Consider the following 16,243-nt stretch of genomic DNA (forward strand, 5'->3'; position numbering starts at 1 on the left):
ATGCCGTCGATCCGCTCGACTGGCTATCCCAAACCCTGAACCGTATCGCTCAAGGTTGGCCTGTAACCGAAATCGAAACTCTGATGCCTTGGAACTTCAAGTCTAACGCCATCGGCTGACCGCTTACTCTATATGGCTTCGGTCATTGTTTTAGGTATGGCTGCATCATCCTTCGCGGCTTCGAATGTATCAATCGACGGCGAATGGACACATTCTTACAAGGTCGCAAAGAGTACCTATGAGCATTCGATGGTTCTGAAAGAAGCCAACGGTAAAGTTTCCGCAGACGAATGGATGACGGAATATTCGGGCGGCAAAAACGGCCGCAAGAATTCGGAAATAAGAATACCTAAAGAGCAATGGAACGGGGCGCGAGATGGGGACACGATCTCAAATGCGAGAGCAAACGTCACCTATACAATCATTGATGCAAATACGCTGAAAGAAGGCTCCGGAGACCTCTGGAAGCGTCAGTAAGGTCACAAATTCCTTTGGATTCTTATTAACTGGGCCATTGAAACGCCTATGGCCCAGTTAGCAAAATGCATCCCAGAGGGCCGAACGTCGACTCGTCTGTATTATGTATTCGATTGTCGCAATGTAGCACCCGCATTCTTAGTAGGATCTCAGCTACATGTTGATGCGGCTGATGCCTTCGCCTCGTTGGCGGCTTGGTCATGGACGATGGCTTGCTGGAGCGATTGTTCGCGTTCGCTACCGGATAGAATTGATGCGCAGTAACGTGATCTTTTTGCACCCTCGCGATTAATCAGCTCAGCTCCTCGTGAATTCAGGCAAGCTCCGCCAGAACTGGCCTTAGCCTGGACATTTTCAATCCATCGATTGAACGGCGTGTTGGAATTCCCTTCACAATCGGCGCGGTCGTCCGGTGGCACTGGGGGGAATTGTGAAAACGACGAGGATGGCGAATAGGTGTCGTAAGATCTCGATCCGCCGACGTTGTTCTTACCAACCTCAGTGAGCTGTTCGTTTTGCGCCCGTTGAGCGAGCAATTCTTTCAGTCGAGCTTGTTCCTCAGGGGTATGATGAGAGGGGTCTACCCCGAATGCGTTGTCCATTAGCAAATTGTTGTCGGAAAGCATTTCTCTTTTTACGCATCCGACAATTGTTAAAGACGCACACAGGCTTAAGACGACGCCAAGCTTGCCCATTTTCATTCCTCTTATCCCCAACGCTTATTATCGCTTCCAGACTAGAAATCGTTGGCATTTTTTCCCTCCCCCAATTGGGTGAGGTGCGTGATTACCGATTTTCATATATTCTGTACGACGGGGCATTACGGGCTGGGGAACCGTCAGAATGGATATCGACATTGTAAAATTGGATAGCGCCCTCGACAGAGCACTTGAAGCTGCCTTCGATACGTCGTTGTGGAAGGAAGTCATTGGTGGAATAGCGGATGCCACGGGATCGTTTGGTGCGAATATCATTCCAGCATCAAAGCGGAATCCCGATCTGGTGATACATACGGAATCCCTGTCGGCGGCTTTCGAAGACTATTTCAATGATGGCTGGTATGCGAATGAATGGCGGTTGCGGGCTTTGCCGTTTTTGAAGAGGGGAGGGACAGCCTGCGATCAGCAATACACGCCAAGGGATGTCTTTGAGAAAAGTGCATATTACAAATTCCAAGCGAAGTATGGCATTGGTCGCACATGCATGATTGGCTGGAATGCTGCTCCAGATGACCTCCTGGTTTTGACATTGCATAGACGGCTCGATCTGGATTTCTACGACGAAGACGAAGTCGCCATTTTCACACGGATGCGGGAGCGATTGATGATGTCAGCGGATCTCATGCGTCAATTACATGAAAGCCGACTTGGCGGCATGGCCGATGCATATGAGATGGCTGGAGTGGCGGCAATCTTCTTTGACCGTTTTGGCAAAGTCACTCAGGTGACATCGGATGCCGAAGCAATGCTGGGCGTCGACCTCTCTGTCTCAAACCGGGAATTGAAATCCCAACGCCACAACGAAACATCCCGGATACGCGAACTAATGCAATCCGTCGTCGACGAGAAATGGCTTTTACCGGATCCGAAGCATATGGGTCCGGTCTTGATCGAGCGGGAAGGCAAAAGCCCGTTGATGCTGCGTATTCAACGCCTCGGTGGAAATTTGCCCGACTTCTTCGCGAATGCCATCGGAGTAATTCTGCTGGACGATCCCGATAACGATAAGGTGGCATCGCCTGAAACGCTCAGAACTGTTTTCAAGTTGACGCCCAAGGAAGCCGACATCGTTAACAAGCTGTGCAAGGGGATGTCGCTGAAGGAGATTGCTGAAAGCTCTTTCCTGTCATACGAAACCGTACGCACGCATTTGAAATCGGCGTTTGCAAAGACGAAAACGAACAGGCAATCTGAGCTGGTCGCCCTGGGAAGCAAGATCCGGTCTCCTGATTAGATGGCCGTCAGGAGAGTTCTGTACCGACGACGGACATCCTACAGGCATTGAACCTGTTGAGGTAGATGGAATACGGTTCCAGCGACCGTTTTGATCGCAGCGCCTTCGAGATCGAGCTCGCATCCCGATACGTCGTCATCTCGGCAATGCAGCTGTCGAAGGTTGGCGCTATGGTATCGTCGTCCTTCGCTTTCTGGAGCAGATACTCCTCGCAATAAGACGCTGCGCATTGTTCTATACGTGTACGCATTTCTTTGGAGAGAGGAGCCGCCCGAGTGTCCTGGATTGCGTATGCGATGCACTGCACACCGGAGACCATTTTAGGCCGCGACCGTGAATTCTTCGGAATTCGAACGGTATGCGGGTCGTCTGACGGCAGCCTGGTGAAATAAGAATATCTGTCCACCTTATAATCGACAATTGCGCAGGTGGCGTCGGATTTTAGTTCGATAGTCGAAACGTTTTTGGTCGATTTCGATCTCAGGATTCGCGCTTTGGCATCGCAGTTTCCAACTGATTTCGAATAATCGCATTCGGACGACTGAGCCGGATACGAGCATGCGACGGCTGCTGCTATGAGAACAGGCCATTTGAAGTTGGACGCCATTTTCTTGTCCTCTGCCCCAAGAAGTTAGACATCAATCAAACTCCGATTAGACGGCTGACGCCTCACCCAATCGGGGCAGAGAAATGAAAAAAGAGGGATTGTTAGCATTCGTGACAAAGCGTTCCATTGCCCACAGCGTCGCAGTTCAAGGCGTCAAACGCAATTAAGGTAGAAAGTTATATAGCAATGGCATATTTCGCGAGCGCAAGTAGTTATATGGATATATATATATATCCGTATTAAGGTCATGGAGGGCGACATGATCGTGACATTGCATGCAAGCGAACGGATGCAGCAGAGGGCAATACCTCGGCGGGTAGTCGAAGCCATCATTCAATATGGGGCAGGGAAAATCGTCCGTGGGGCCGAGAGCATCATGTTGGACAGGAATTCGCTGAAGATGGTTGCAGAAACCGATAGCCGACTGGCTCTCCATCGCGAAGGCAATCAACAGGTCTGTTATTCCCCGTTCGATTATGTTGAGACGTCCGCACGTCTCGCAATCGTCGGCATCACGCCCGGCATGACGCAGGCTTTAAATGCCCTGAATGCCTCAGTGATGCAAAGCTGGCAGTCAGATCCATCGTGGAGCCCTCCGTACCGCAAAAATGACGGCCAGCTTTAGCGGAGCTATGCGCTCCAACCTGGTCGAGATGCTCGATTACATAAGCGTTGCTAATCTCTTGCACACTCCATCGACCGCTTCGCTGTTTGAATTTGGTTCCACAGACATGCACTTCACGTCTGCTCTGCAGTATCCAGTTTTCGTTGACGGCAACAATCACGCTGGCAAGCCGTCTATGCTCAAGACACCGCTGCTTCGGAGCATGGTTGAAACCCAGTTGGCTGAGGAAGCCAGACTGCTCTCTAATGCCATCTGGTTGCCGCTTGGACCACTGGCTGAGGAAGCAGTTCTTCATCTCGCAGGTAAAGGTATGCTGAAGCGGAACAACATTCTTAGATGAATATCCAGCAAGACGGTTTGAATATCCGGAAACTTTCACTTCTATCAGGGATGACCGAAGCAGTTTGTCGGGCGTCCTTAAGCAAAGAAGGCTTTAAGCTGGATGGCAGCCAGTTTGATGCTACCGATTCCCTTCTATGGCTTTCAAAACGTCGCAGCTTTATTCCCAACAGAGGGATCGCCGCCGAAGGGGAAAAGAAAGCAATTACGGAAGCATTGCTTTCCGACCACTCAATGGTTTTCAGTGATGTCATTACTGACCTTAACAGGCGGTTTTCAGCGGACATCAATGCGTTTACTCAATAGATGTCAGACAATGACAGAGACTAGATATACAAGCTTCTAAACGGTGTTAAGGTCGTCATCAACATCGATCTGCTGAAAGCCATCGCAGAGGAATTGGGAGCCCAGGAAGCTGTGTTCGTCGGCCGCGCTGTTACGCACCTGCTTTCGTTTGAGTGAAATCGAGGGCGGAGCGGATCTTTGTCTGATCTGCTCCGTTGAATTTCTGGCGACCAGCCGCATGCGGTGGTTTACCCCTTCGGCAACAAGCACAATTTGCTATGGTTTTTCACGCCTGACATGTTGCAGACGACGTATTTGACCTTCCACAGCGGTGTGCGCGTGTCACTCACAGATGCTATCTTGCCGCCCGGCTGTATACGACCTGGACTTCCCCATGCTCCGGTATTCGAAAACGTACATTTATTCTCGGCACCTTTATCATAGTAGCAGGCAATAACTTCGATTGGGAATTTGCATGTATTTGTGATTGCAACGCTGTCCCAGTCAATTTTTCCTCGATTGGCACGTGGCTTAATTTGTGCACACTTGGAATCCGCGTAAGGTGCACGACCGGTATCTGTGTCTTTCTTCGGAGCATTTCGGTTCTGTGCCCAAGGATTTGCAAATGAAGAGCCCGAAGTGTTCTTCTCTATAGAGGCCGCCCTACGGTCGGCACGATTGATTTTCTCACGATACTCACGAGCATTTTTTTTGATGTCCGCTTCTATATCGACTTCTGTGTTAGGGATGGATTGAAGAATGATTCCTAAACCATTTGCAATGGCGGCCGCAGATGCGCCCTTCCTATTAGTTTGATTCCCTCTGATAGAACAACTACTGCAACCATTGCTCTCGACCCCTTTTGTGCTCGTATCTGCTATAGATTGATCGATACCAATATATGCACTAGCAAAAAGTGTTATGATGATGAGGGATGAGCTGTGGATTGACCGCATCACTTTGCCCTTTCGGCTGTTACAAGATTGTTTCGGTCACTAGAGACGAGACTATCAAGAAACATAATGTATTGTTCGGGGTATCCACGTCGCTTGGCCTGAGCCAGGGCATTCTTTGAAAGTTCTAATTGTAGAGCAACGTTTTTATTATATTGTTTAACTGTCTTCGCTATTTGCAACCATCTTTCACTATAGGGAGTGGATATTTCCTTATCAAACCTGACCAAAGTTGTAGCCTCGTTGGACGGAAGAAAAGAATTAGATGATTGGATGTAATCATTTCGAGATAATGGAATCCCACTGATTGAAGAATAGCTGCTGCTATTATTGAAAAAAGTAAAACAGAGGTATCCGCTTACATATTGTTCTCTGGTGAGCACCTTGTGTCTGTTTAATCTATTGTTAATTATAGCGTATATCGTCCATTTATTCAATTGAAATGGTATACGGTGCGTCTTGTCATAGTAGTAATATTCCTCACAAAGTGGTGATGAAAAGTATTGAGGTAATGCATAGTTATTTACATAATACAGCGCTTGTTTGTAATCCTTAAGATGGAGAGAAGAAAAGATCGCACCCGAAGTGTCATGATAACATTGAGATGAATTCTTGTTGTTTGAGTGACATTGCCGTTTCAACAGTGCTGCGGAGCGATCCAATTGTGTCTTGGCTTCTGAGGCCGTCCAAGTTGGTAGTTTCCTTTCCGCTGCCGAGGAAAATGATGGCAACGAACAAACAGTCAGACCAACGGATATAACCGCTAACAAGGATTTGATATCTTTAAAGAGCGCCACTTCCTGCATTTTACTCTCTCATAATAGGCCGCATTTGGATTGGGCAGAGAATAAAGGCCACATGCAGACAAAATCTCCTCCCAAACGGGGAGAGTTGACCACATGGGTCTTCTTCTATACTCACGAAGCGGTACGGTGTTAAAAACGTGACGGCGAACAGGACTGGCCTTGGCACGACGAATATCGATAGCTGCCACGCATTTTTGTGATCGATGATCTGCCACCTGGACGAACGCTATCCATGCAACCACTGTTACAAGATCCGCTGTCACGCCAATAGACGGTGATGGGTACGTTGCAAATGTTGATAAGAAAGTCAGCAAGGTTGTTGCTAACGTGGTCAATTGTTAAGCAGTGGTTTGCACCTTGGGCGTTGGCATTTTGAGGTAGTACTGGAACTGCAACGCTACCCAATAGCATAGTTGCTGCAAACGATAACGTTAGCTTCCCCAAGTAAAGGTTTCGAAGAATTCTATTTGTTTTCGTGTTCATGGCTTCCTCCCTTTCCCGCACAGGATAGATGCAGAGCCAACTAGTTTACCTGCCCCAATTGGGGGAGTTATACTTAAGCGGTAGATATTGCACTGTCAGCATAAATGCCTGTGATCCGTCCGGTTTGAAAGAAAAAGGGAGCCGAAGCCCCCTGGAAAATTCGCTTACGATTATCAAGAACAGGCCGCTTTTGCCTGGGCCTGAGCTTGTTGAAGTGTGTTTACATACCGTGATCTCAACTGCATGAGGTCGGGCATGTGCCGACAGTTATCGATAAGTGCAATGCTCTTTTTCATTAACTTGATTTGAGCACGAGCAGTTGGGCAAATGCCAACCGCGTTTTGCGCCAGGTTTGCCTCATTCCGAATAGCGGAAGCCATGTACTCGTCAGAACAGACGTCCTTCGCATTGGACAGTGTCGGGATGCTAAGAATGCCAACGGTAGCAAGAATCACGATAGTTTTATTCATTTCATTTCTCCCCAGTTATAGGGAGATCATCTCTTTCGCACACATAATTTCCGCCCCCAATTGGGGTAGACGTGAATCTCAATGTTCTGGAAACTGGATGTCAGTGAGCTTGAGTTGCACAAACCATATCAATCTCCGCCCTCACATGCATCTGAAGCATTCTTGCACGACCAGCCTTCGACCAGTTCATGTCTCGCATCCCACATTCCCGGCTCTTTTAGCTTCTGGATCATTTGCTTTGGCGATACGAACTGACGGGGATGTTTGACACTTTTTTTGCACACAAGCGGGGAACTGGAGCAGAGTTCCGCAATGAATTGATACTCTCTACCGTTATTTCTATTCACAGCGGACGGCGAGGTTTTTGCATAGACGTTGCCGAGATCCTTCAGAAGCGGTTTTCCGTCGAAATTTGATAATCTGATATCCAGCGGAAATATATCGCCTTCGCCGACGCAGTCGACATCGGGATCAGCATTCATACCCTTCAACTGCGTTGCTACAATTGCATCTATTCGGCGGCCGTGTTTTTTTCTGTAACCTGCGATGCGCGCCTCTGCACCTGATGTAAGCGTGAAGCGCTTTGGACACGCTTCGATGAGAGCGTCGGCGTAACCGATTGCACTTAGACGATCTTGGTCTTCGCTTGAAATCTTAGCCGCGTTGGTGGGAGATGCAAAGGCAATCAATACCGTAAATGCAATCGCGCAAGGTATTCTGGTCTGCTTCGAAGTCAACTTTATGCTCCTCTCGTGCCGAGTATCATTCTGTCACTATTCCCAAAAACTTGGACATGGATGCCATTATCCCTGAGTTTCTTGTCGTGGCCGTTGGCAATAAATGAAACGCCTTTTGGGCCTCTGACATCAATGAGATAGCGAACGTCGGCATCGAGGGTGAGTGGGGCTTGAGGGTTCGTCCCTATTTCAACGATGCTTCTGTGAAGGGGCGCGATATCAGTATTTCCAGCGTATTTGGCAAGTGCATGCAGTTGCACCAGATATCTGCAACTCGCGCGACAACCCTCGATAAACGCTTCCGCATTTCCATGTTCTCTAAACCAGGCACTGTATGTCGCGTGTTGTGCCATCGTGGCCGGAACCTCCAACGCTCTCGCACCACTGTTCTCCGCGAGTTTTGCTTCCCAAAGCGCTATGCGCCATCCATCGGCATCGGGTTCCAGCGACGCGGCATCTAAACGATACGCTGAGGGCCTAACCTTGCCTGGGAGCAGAAAGGAAAGAGCAAGTTCTAGATCGAAGATTCCGGGGTTCAACCCAACGACTTCATCGACGAAGTCCTTCTCACCACCCTGCTTATAAAACGACCCAGAGATGCGTTTCGTGAGCAGTTCTTCTGCCGCGTTAGCACTGGGTGGAGATACGCGAATGTGGCTATTCGTACCCTGTTTGGGCAGGTCTAGATATTTATGGTGAGTTTCTTCGTAGAATGAACGGTAGGTGCATCCGACTTTAGCTATCTGATTTCCTGCGCAATAAAATGATAAATAGCCATCACGCACGGCAAGGCGAAGGGATGCAAATTTTCCGGCTGCTGTTCTCTCAGATGGCACTCCAGACGGCCGCCAACGTAGCAGCAGTTCGCGAAACCAGTGGTGTTCGTCAACGGTGGCAGATGTTAGTCGCGATGGGTCGACCCGACGTTTAAATTTGGACATAGATCATCTCGTTACTGGAATTATTTGGAAGACATGGGTTTTCGTTTACACTTCCATCCATTCACCGTCCTTTGAGGGAACGACATTGTCGAAGAGTTCGGAAAACCGCTCCGGGAAGAACGTATGAATGGGAACCAGCCTCTTCGGGGCTACGGCATTTGCGTATCGTTGTAAGTCCAGAATATCGGCATGGCCCGATGTATGGATTGTCTCCATAGGAACACCTAATGCTTCGCAAGTGGCGATAAACTTCAAACCGGATTCCTCCTGCAGGTATCCGTCCCATTGCGACCAGATAGCTCTCGCCCCTTCCAGAGCGCCGATCTGAGAAAGTTCTGTCATCATCCACGGACGAACGATCATTACTGAGCTCGAAGCGATATTCGTCAGCCCTTCGGGATAAATCCGGCGACCTTTGTAGCCGTCGACCAAATGGGCGATCCCGTTGCGAACAAGATGGCGTCGTTGAAATTGCGGAATGAAAACCTTCACATCGTCCCAGCCATCTGATGGCTTGGGAATAGACGCGGTCTCTGTCGCCTTTAGAACTTCGGCTCCGTATGCATCAACCAGTAGCTGACGACCATTGCGTTTGGCTGCTCGATAGACGCTCACCACGCGGTCGATATTCTGGACTGAACACGCAACCAACAGCATCCCGGACGTTCTCGTAATCGCTTCTCGCAGGCGCTCCTCAATCTCCGCTTCGGTTTCAAATCTTTCAGATGCGGTCAATCGACCAAGGCTGGACCCTTCCATCAGCATCACGTCAATGGCTTCAGGAGGATTGCCGATGAAACCTTCAAACATCCTGGCTTTCCGACCATGTCCGCGCACATCGCCTGAATATAGAACGCGTTTTCCAGCTGCTTCTATAACCAGGCTGTAGGCATCAAAACCCGAGTGATCCATGAGATGCGGCGTGATCTGGAATGGCCCAATTTCAAAGGTTCTTTTATGTGAATAGGTGATGGCATTCGGCGGGGCATAGCCGCCTGGCACAAATGGTTCTGCAGCCTTTAAAATGGATAGGGTTTTCTGCCCCAGATAGACAGGAATCTGCTTATCTACCTTTGGCAACAATCCCCAATGATCCCGATGCCCATGACTGAGAACGACGCCCTGAACGTTTTGAATATCGGATATGGCAGGTAGTTCGGCGTCCTCATATTCGACATCGAGCGGTTGCCCCAGATCAACGAGAATTCTTGCTCCGTCGTACTCCAGCTCGACGCAAGAGCCGCCAATTTGATCGCTTCCGCGATGAATGCAGATTTTCATATTTCCCCCAATAGCCCTGCTATATCGATCATCTGTTTCGATTGTCAGTCAAGCCAAGTTTTCAACACTTCGATAATGCGGGTCGCCATCAACTGTAACTTGCTCTTCGGGCAGCTTGAACGCACCCTTTATTAAGGACAACAAATCTTCACGCATGATCTTCCCATCGCACAGAAGGAGAAATCTGCGCGTGTTTCGGCAATATGAGACGCGGCCGCGTGGCCATTCCTCATATTCGAAGGCGTTAGCAATGCCTCGTTCTAATGGCGCTGCCTTGGATTTTCGCCAGCGGTTCCAGGTAGTATAATGCCCGGTGCCGTAGGTGATCATATCGCCATATGGCTCGCCTTCTGCAATCGGGCAGGACGCTGACAAAAGCCTGATACTGCCCTTCCACTGCACAAACCAGAAGATCCCCACTTTGCCGACGTTCATTTCATCCATGCTGAATTCCCCTTTCAGGCTGTAGATGTTCTTGCGGCACTGGGACGGGATTAATCCATTCGATCTCGCCCAACGTCCGGAAGTGACGGATGGCGTTTTCAATCACTCTGCGGTCGATGGAAGGTTCGTCGACAACGATGTCCAAGCCGACCTCGTTGGGAAAGCTTTGGTCGATCTTGAAATACTCGTAGATTTCGGAAGTATCGAAACGTTCCGACTGTTCAGCATCGAGAAACGCGGCACGGGCGGTAATAATGAAGGCATTCCAAACGGTTTGACCGTCAGTGCCAACAAATAGAAAATCGAACCAATCCGAGCTGTCATCCTGCTCATCTAATTGCAATTGGCTAGTGAACAGTCCGCCATAAATCGGGGTGTCCTTTAAAATCCGCCATCGCCAGCGAATGAAGGCATCGCGGCGCTTGGGATAGGGCAGGCTTATGAAAGGGCGTTTGATACGATCCAAATATGGATACTCCTGATCGAAATCGCGGGCAGGATCGCTCGCCCATGTAGATACATTTCAAACGCCGAGATATTTACACCTTTTTGTCAAAAAGATTCCGTGTGGCGGAAGTGCAACAGTTTTGGATGGGTTTGGGCGTCGTCTTTGACGAGTGTTCGAAATCCATGAAATGCTCTTTCAGTTCCGAACCACTCGATCAGACAACGCCCGTATACGACGTCATCCTGCCGTCCTCATCGAGATCGATGAAAGCACGTTTGCCGCGTTTCCCAACAGCCATGAAGACGAGCTTACCCGGATGGGCTTCCAGAAACCGCAATGCTTGGCCATCCGGTGCGTAATGCGTGATGTCCTTGCCATCAGTCTCGGTGAACCCGTTATCGCTCAGAAAACGCACGTTATGGCGATTGACGGCGAATGCACGGAGCCGCCTGGGTCGCTGATACAATCCAGTCAGCATGCCAATTCCCGTAAGAAATGCGGTGACTGCAGCGCCAATCATCACAGCCAGCATGATTGTGCCACCCGCTTCGCTTTCTTTTGAGGTGACGGCAAGGCCTTCAAATGCGAGAATTGAAGCGGCAATGAAGCCAATCGCAATCAACAAGATGCTGCCGATATAAGTCAGAAAGAGGGTGCCCAGGACACCACGATCATGTCCTCTTACAAGTCCGCGACCGCCAATGAAAGGGCAAAAGATGACAGCGAGCAATAGCAACAGGTTGCCGCCATTCTTTTTCGTGCCTTTGTAAATATCGCGTCCCAGCGAAAGCCCGAAGCCAGCAACGGCGGCTCCCCCGACACCAGTTGCAATTAATGCCAAGGTCGATTTATTTTTACCGAACTTCATGTTGATCCTGCAATTTTGTTATCATTTATTGCGAAATTGACGAGGGCTTGCTTGCAGTTCCGGTATGGTTCTCTTTTATTACATCCGTAATATTTACTACAGAAGCTCTATCGCTGTTTTTATTAACTTCCAGCTCCATCGACTTAAATTTTGTAATAAGTTCTTTATTTAGATGCCGCTTTTTCAAATTTAATAGTTTTTTGCATTCTTTAAGGTTTTTATTATCTTTTATATTGGAAATCTGGGTGTCGCTTAAAAATACACTATGAAGCCCCAGTATGTTTTTCCCGTTTAAAAGCACGCGATAACGCCGAAGGCTTTTATACGAAAAAACAAATAATATTATGGCTGCTATAAGAAGTATGGAAGTGGCTGTTCCATAATAGGATGGATTGTAATTTAATGTATGGGTTACGACGGAGCCAAATACCAAAAATATGCATATGCGGAAAAGCGAAATTAAAAAAGACGTAACTATGTTAAATCGACGAATAGTTATAGCATGATTTTTGTTCTTAATGAAATTGCAGGCAGCCTCCATCTCTATTTGCAACGAAATATGCTTAGAAATTCTATCGATAGTTGATAGTGCGTCATTGATCGCCTGTTGTTTACTGATATTTTTTAGAGAGGCACGTAATGCCTCATTCTTTTCCTTCTTTGACTTTTCAGAAATTAGATCTTCAAGATAAGGTACGACCTTCGTGTTGATTTGGTTCAAAGTATAGCCATAGCGATCCATAAATTTGATCGCATCGTCCACCCATTCTTCGCTGATATCAGCAGCTTCCAAACGTCGGCAGACAGCCTTCCAACGTTCGTTAGCTTTGATTTTCTTCTGCTTTTTTCGATGTGAATCCACACTGGAATTGTGAAGTGAAGTCATCACGATGTCTGCAGGATCCAAAGATCGCAAAGTGCGATAACGTTTAGCCATCTAATACCCCCTCATATCGTCTTTAATGACCGTGCGCTAATTGGTCATTGCAGTCCACGCCGTCTTGTTACGAGATTACCAATTCCCTTAGTCATCGAGTATGCCAGCCACGCAGACCACAAAACCCACCCCAGAACGCCAATCATAAGGGCTGCTAGCCAGTATGCCAGTTTGCCCAGTTTGATAGCCGATTTGCCCAGTATTTTGACGACAGCAGACGTCTTTTCTCCAAACCTGGATGTCAGCTTAGTAAACCGCGAAAGATCCTTGGCATCGTCGGCATGCTCCAGCACCCGAAAGGTTGTCTTCACTCCGCCGACCTTGGTGATCACAGTGGCATTGCTGACAAGTGTTCCCACTTCGGAAGCGACATTCGGCTTAATTGCACCCTTGAAGCTCATTTTGGCAGCGCTGACGTCAATGGGCATCATACTCTTAATCAGGGCACCGAAACCCGAGAAGTCGCCCTTCATGACGTCAGACCATTTTAAATTCGAAATGGTTGATCGGACTTCACGGATGGCTGGTGTTCGGAAGGTTGGCAGCTTGACTTCAGAAAGCCCCTTCCGGAGCGCGGTCACATCAACCATCTCCGATGCCAGCTTCCCAACGTGGTTTCGCAGCGGCTTCGAAAGCTTGCCCGCCTTGTTAGCCGTTTTCACTACGGATGCGCCTATGTCGACAGCGCCCGTACCTGGAATGACAGTCGCCAATCCGACGAGCGAGAGGCCGAGCGTAATCTTGTCGTAATCCTGACCTTGAATAAGATAGCCACCTTGGATGACGGCGTCACGGACATCGCCCACCCCGACATAATCGGCTGCCAGTGCTCCGCCAATGGCCGTCGCAGACGTAGCTTCACCGGTTGTCGCGCCGTTGATGAAATCCTTTATATTGCGTAGTCCATACTGGAATACGGACTCCTTGCTCTTTTCCACGAGTTCAGAAGGGATTTCATGGCCGCGTTCTAGGGCAAGGGCAACAAGGTTGCCAGCCTCAGCGATATCTTCTTCCGCGAGTGAGGCTTCGATTTCGGTAATGAAGTCGTTGGTCGACAGCTGGTTCAAGCGAAATTCTGTTATCGCCAGCGGATCCCAATAGTTGAATGCCAGCTTTACAGCGGCAAACTGCGAAGACGAATAAAAGGCCAGTGCTGACGCAACCAAGCAGATTCCGCTCGTAACTCGATATCCGTTTCGAATATTTCGCAGTATCGCCATCTGAAACCCCAACCCCTGAGATTTCGATAGCGCTAATTCAGACAGGCTTCAACGAAAATTGTTTTAGCAGTTCGTCGATCAGTTATGGCCGTCGTGTAAACATTGAAATCATTGTTCTAAAACCCCGTCAGCGTAGTCGCGACCAAACCGGATATAGCTTTCATCGCCTTCGGTGTGGACAGCAAGAATGGCAGAAGCTGGTAGTGCGGTCTTAATCGAAAGATCGAAACCGAGCCTGTCGGTTTGGAAGCCATGCCTTCGAGCGAAACCGTTCACGATGTCTTTGGCGGCAGAATAACAACCGAAAATTGGCTGACCATTTCCATCCGTAAGAGGAACGGCAATTTCGAAGATGCGTCCATGGCCGATAGATTGCACGCGTGTCAGCAGATCAGGATCTTGGCTCTCGTCTATCCAGAAATACCCGACCTCGCCGCCCCAGTTGTCCAAGAGCAGGCGGACTGAATTGTCCTCGGGACGGAAAGCGCCAGTGGTCATCCAGAAACCCTGTCGAGCACGCAATTGCTCGGGATCATTCAGCGGTGAAGATGAGAATATGCGATCACCTTCTTGGATAGTCAGATGTCCAGCACTTACAAGACGTCCAACCCGTTCCGACAAGCGAACAAATGAGTCTTCTGTGGTAGGCGCATAAAACCCGTTCGTAAAAACATCCTCGACCTCGAAGTCGACCATGCGGGTGAAATGGAACGCACGGATAGTTTTCGCTGCCATCAAATCCGAAAGGCTTTCTACAGTTCGATTGTAGGAGTCGGAGAAGGGGTTGCGAGGGCGGAGTCGCCATTCTTGAAGACGTTCTGTTTCTTCGTCGGTCTGCTGCTCGATGCGGTGGTACCTGATAATCGTTTCGGCGTGTTCTTTCAGGAATGCATGGATGTCCTCAGTGAAGGTCTTCGCGTTCCATGTGGAGATAATTTCTGTCTTCATGATTTACTCTGTCGGGTGTCTGATCGTTTGATTAGATGTCGGTGATTTGCCTGTCGGTGTCGATGGGTATTAATAGGTGTCGGTGATGATATTTTTTGACATCGGTGATGGTCGTTTTTGATGTCGATTTTGATGAAGTTTGATGTCCGATATTTTCTCCATGATTTCCCATGAGATTCATATCGACATCGGGGTTGAAATGGATGGATGCCCCGTTTGGGGCTTGGACTTTACACAGGACGCGACTGCGACGTGCCTGTGTCGCCTGCGGCGGGCTTTTGGGGTCGAAAACCCAGACTTTGTGGTCGAAAACTTAGTGTTAACACCTTGACTTTCTTGCCGCCGGTGGCCAACATTAAGAATATAAGCGTTAAATACTTATTGGTATCCGGTTTCAACCTCATTTTATTTATATAAAATTGTTCAACCTGATGTCCAACTGTAGCGCATCAGGAGACGAATATTATGGCTAAACAAATTTCGACTAAGGAGGATAAGTGGTCAACGCTTGGTTTGAAGCTGAGACCTGACGATAAAGAGATCGCCGACGAATATCTTTCCAACTGGGGTGCCCTACGTGGCGTCAGTAAGGGCGATGCGTTTATGCATTTGATCCGCAATGCTCAACGTAACGTAGACGAAACCGATAGCATGCGGTCCCGCATCCATGAACTGTCAGATTCCATGTTTTCGGTCGAGCAGTCGGTATCCGAGATTAAAACAGTGCTGAAGCTGATAGCATTCCGTGGCGATCCTGATGCGGTCATTCGTTACTACAATGAGGCCAACGGTTCCGCTTCTCATCAGAATTCGATTTCAACCCGTGAAGATACCGATCCCGTTGATGATCTGAGTCTGATCTCGATGTTTTCCCAGATCAAGACCTCAATTGATGATGATACGAGTTCGCAAACAGGTCTACACCATCGCGGAATTGGAACCGTTGCAGGTTCAAAACGGGTTGAACGCAATTTCATGAAGAAGCGGCATTCTGCCAACTAATTGATACATAATTGTAAAAAATCGAGTTTTAAAAGGAGATAATAATGATCACGATCTATAACAGAAACAGCAATACTGATACGCCTGAATGGGTTGCCGTCTTTTCTAATAGTGGAAGCTATTATGAGCGCTATCGGAGAGCGCAACTCGTCAATGTCGTCGTCGCAGAAATCCTGAAACAGGATTTCACTGATGCTGCATTCGAGACGCTTTATGCCGCCACACCGGAAGGCACAAGTTTCGAAATGGTCGAATTCAAGAATGACTCACTCTTCGAAATCCGATTTCGTATAGACGCAACGCTTGCGAAAGATCTGGAGGATTCCGGCACATATTTATTGGCCACCGAGTTGTTCGATAGCTGCCTTGAATTGGCACTGGAAGCGGTCGACAAGCGCAAGAAAACTCGGAGTCGCTAA

Annotated in this window: 21 protein-coding genes; 8 read left to right on the forward strand and 13 right to left on the reverse strand. The window is 48.6% G+C overall.

Annotated features, from left to right (window positions below; all coding sequences use genetic code 11):
* The coding region (locus F9K94_RS21085) for a transposase domain-containing protein (RefSeq protein ID WP_151610493.1) at window positions 1–119 on the forward strand (119 nt) is incomplete at its 5' end.
* Between the two features lie 13 nt (window positions 120–132).
* A complete protein-coding gene (locus F9K94_RS21090; protein WP_151648239.1) occupies window positions 133–477 on the forward strand; it encodes a hypothetical protein in 345 nt (114 codons plus the stop codon).
* Between the two features lie 149 nt (window positions 478–626).
* On the opposite strand, the gene F9K94_RS21095 is transcribed toward F9K94_RS21090, so the two are convergent.
* Complete coding sequence (locus F9K94_RS21095) at window positions 627–1,178, reverse strand: hypothetical protein (RefSeq protein WP_151648241.1); 552 nt, start codon at window positions 1,176–1,178, stop codon at window positions 627–629.
* A gap of 142 nt (window positions 1,179–1,320) precedes the next feature.
* Here F9K94_RS21095 and F9K94_RS21100 point away from each other — a divergent pair, with 142 nt between their 5' ends.
* From F9K94_RS21100 to F9K94_RS21115, 4 genes are all read left to right on the forward strand, one after another.
* Entirely contained in the window at window positions 1,321–2,430 is a 1,110-nt protein-coding gene (locus F9K94_RS21100; RefSeq protein WP_151648243.1) for a helix-turn-helix transcriptional regulator, read from the forward strand.
* A gap of 866 nt (window positions 2,431–3,296) precedes the next feature.
* Complete coding sequence (locus F9K94_RS21105; protein ID WP_192799546.1) at window positions 3,297–3,662, forward strand: DUF4258 domain-containing protein; 366 nt, start codon at window positions 3,297–3,299, stop codon at window positions 3,660–3,662.
* 7 nt (window positions 3,663–3,669) lie between these two features.
* A complete protein-coding gene (locus F9K94_RS21110; protein WP_151648247.1) occupies window positions 3,670–4,002 on the forward strand; it encodes a hypothetical protein in 333 nt (110 codons plus the stop codon).
* Window positions 3,999–4,307, forward strand: coding sequence for a hypothetical protein (locus tag F9K94_RS21115; protein ID WP_151648249.1), 309 nt, complete (start codon window positions 3,999–4,001; stop codon window positions 4,305–4,307). The genes F9K94_RS21110 and F9K94_RS21115 overlap by 4 nt, the downstream gene beginning before the upstream one ends.
* Before the next feature lie 227 nt (window positions 4,308–4,534).
* On the opposite strand, the gene F9K94_RS21120 is transcribed toward F9K94_RS21115, so the two are convergent.
* The 12 genes from F9K94_RS21120 to F9K94_RS21175 all read right to left on the reverse strand — a co-directional run bounded on the left by F9K94_RS21120 (window position 4,535) and on the right by F9K94_RS21175 (window position 14,822).
* Window positions 4,535–5,242, reverse strand: a complete 708-nt coding sequence (locus F9K94_RS21120) for a hypothetical protein (RefSeq protein WP_151648251.1) — start codon at window positions 5,240–5,242, stop codon at window positions 4,535–4,537.
* Entirely contained in the window at window positions 5,242–6,045 is an 804-nt protein-coding gene (locus tag F9K94_RS21125; RefSeq protein ID WP_151648253.1) for a hypothetical protein, read from the reverse strand. Before F9K94_RS21125 ends, F9K94_RS21120 begins: the two co-directional genes overlap by 1 nt.
* Window positions 6,046–6,701: 656 nt before the next feature.
* On the reverse strand, window positions 6,702–6,998 hold the full coding sequence (locus tag F9K94_RS21130; protein ID WP_151648255.1) for a hypothetical protein: 297 nt from the start codon (window positions 6,996–6,998) through the stop codon (window positions 6,702–6,704).
* A gap of 128 nt (window positions 6,999–7,126) precedes the next feature.
* A complete protein-coding gene (locus F9K94_RS21135; RefSeq protein ID WP_151648257.1) occupies window positions 7,127–7,735 on the reverse strand; it encodes a hypothetical protein in 609 nt (202 codons plus the stop codon).
* 2 nt (window positions 7,736–7,737) lie between these two features.
* On the reverse strand, window positions 7,738–8,676 hold the full coding sequence (locus F9K94_RS21140) for a hypothetical protein (protein ID WP_151648259.1): 939 nt from the start codon (window positions 8,674–8,676) through the stop codon (window positions 7,738–7,740).
* Between the two features lie 45 nt (window positions 8,677–8,721).
* A complete protein-coding gene (locus F9K94_RS21145) occupies window positions 8,722–9,957 on the reverse strand; it encodes an MBL fold metallo-hydrolase (protein ID WP_151648261.1) in 1,236 nt (411 codons plus the stop codon).
* Between the two features lie 48 nt (window positions 9,958–10,005).
* Window positions 10,006–10,401, reverse strand: a complete 396-nt coding sequence (locus F9K94_RS21150) for a hypothetical protein (protein WP_151648263.1) — start codon at window positions 10,399–10,401, stop codon at window positions 10,006–10,008.
* Complete coding sequence (locus F9K94_RS21155; protein WP_151648265.1) at window positions 10,394–10,867, reverse strand: hypothetical protein; 474 nt, start codon at window positions 10,865–10,867, stop codon at window positions 10,394–10,396. Before F9K94_RS21155 ends, F9K94_RS21150 begins: the two co-directional genes overlap by 8 nt.
* A 196-nt stretch (window positions 10,868–11,063) precedes the next feature.
* Window positions 11,064–11,717, reverse strand: a complete 654-nt coding sequence (locus F9K94_RS21160; RefSeq protein ID WP_151648267.1) for a hypothetical protein — start codon at window positions 11,715–11,717, stop codon at window positions 11,064–11,066.
* Between the two features lie 25 nt (window positions 11,718–11,742).
* Entirely contained in the window at window positions 11,743–12,654 is a 912-nt protein-coding gene (locus F9K94_RS21165) for a hypothetical protein (RefSeq protein WP_151648269.1), read from the reverse strand.
* Between the two features lie 44 nt (window positions 12,655–12,698).
* Window positions 12,699–13,820 (reverse strand): hypothetical protein, encoded by a 1,122-nt coding sequence (locus F9K94_RS21170; RefSeq protein ID WP_151648271.1) that lies wholly within the window; start codon window positions 13,818–13,820, stop codon window positions 12,699–12,701.
* 162 nt (window positions 13,821–13,982) lie between these two features.
* Entirely contained in the window at window positions 13,983–14,822 is an 840-nt protein-coding gene (locus F9K94_RS21175; RefSeq protein WP_151648273.1) for a hypothetical protein, read from the reverse strand.
* A 465-nt stretch (window positions 14,823–15,287) separates the two neighbouring features.
* Between F9K94_RS21175 and F9K94_RS21180 the strand changes: the two genes are divergently transcribed.
* Together F9K94_RS21180 and F9K94_RS21185 are read left to right on the forward strand one after the other, a co-directional pair.
* A complete protein-coding gene (locus tag F9K94_RS21180; RefSeq protein ID WP_151648275.1) occupies window positions 15,288–15,824 on the forward strand; it encodes a hypothetical protein in 537 nt (178 codons plus the stop codon).
* A gap of 44 nt (window positions 15,825–15,868) precedes the next feature.
* On the forward strand, window positions 15,869–16,243 hold the full coding sequence (locus F9K94_RS21185) for a hypothetical protein (RefSeq protein WP_151648277.1): 375 nt from the start codon (window positions 15,869–15,871) through the stop codon (window positions 16,241–16,243).

Source organism: Brucella tritici, assembly GCF_008932285.1.
GTDB lineage: Bacteria > Pseudomonadota > Alphaproteobacteria > Rhizobiales > Rhizobiaceae > Brucella > Brucella tritici.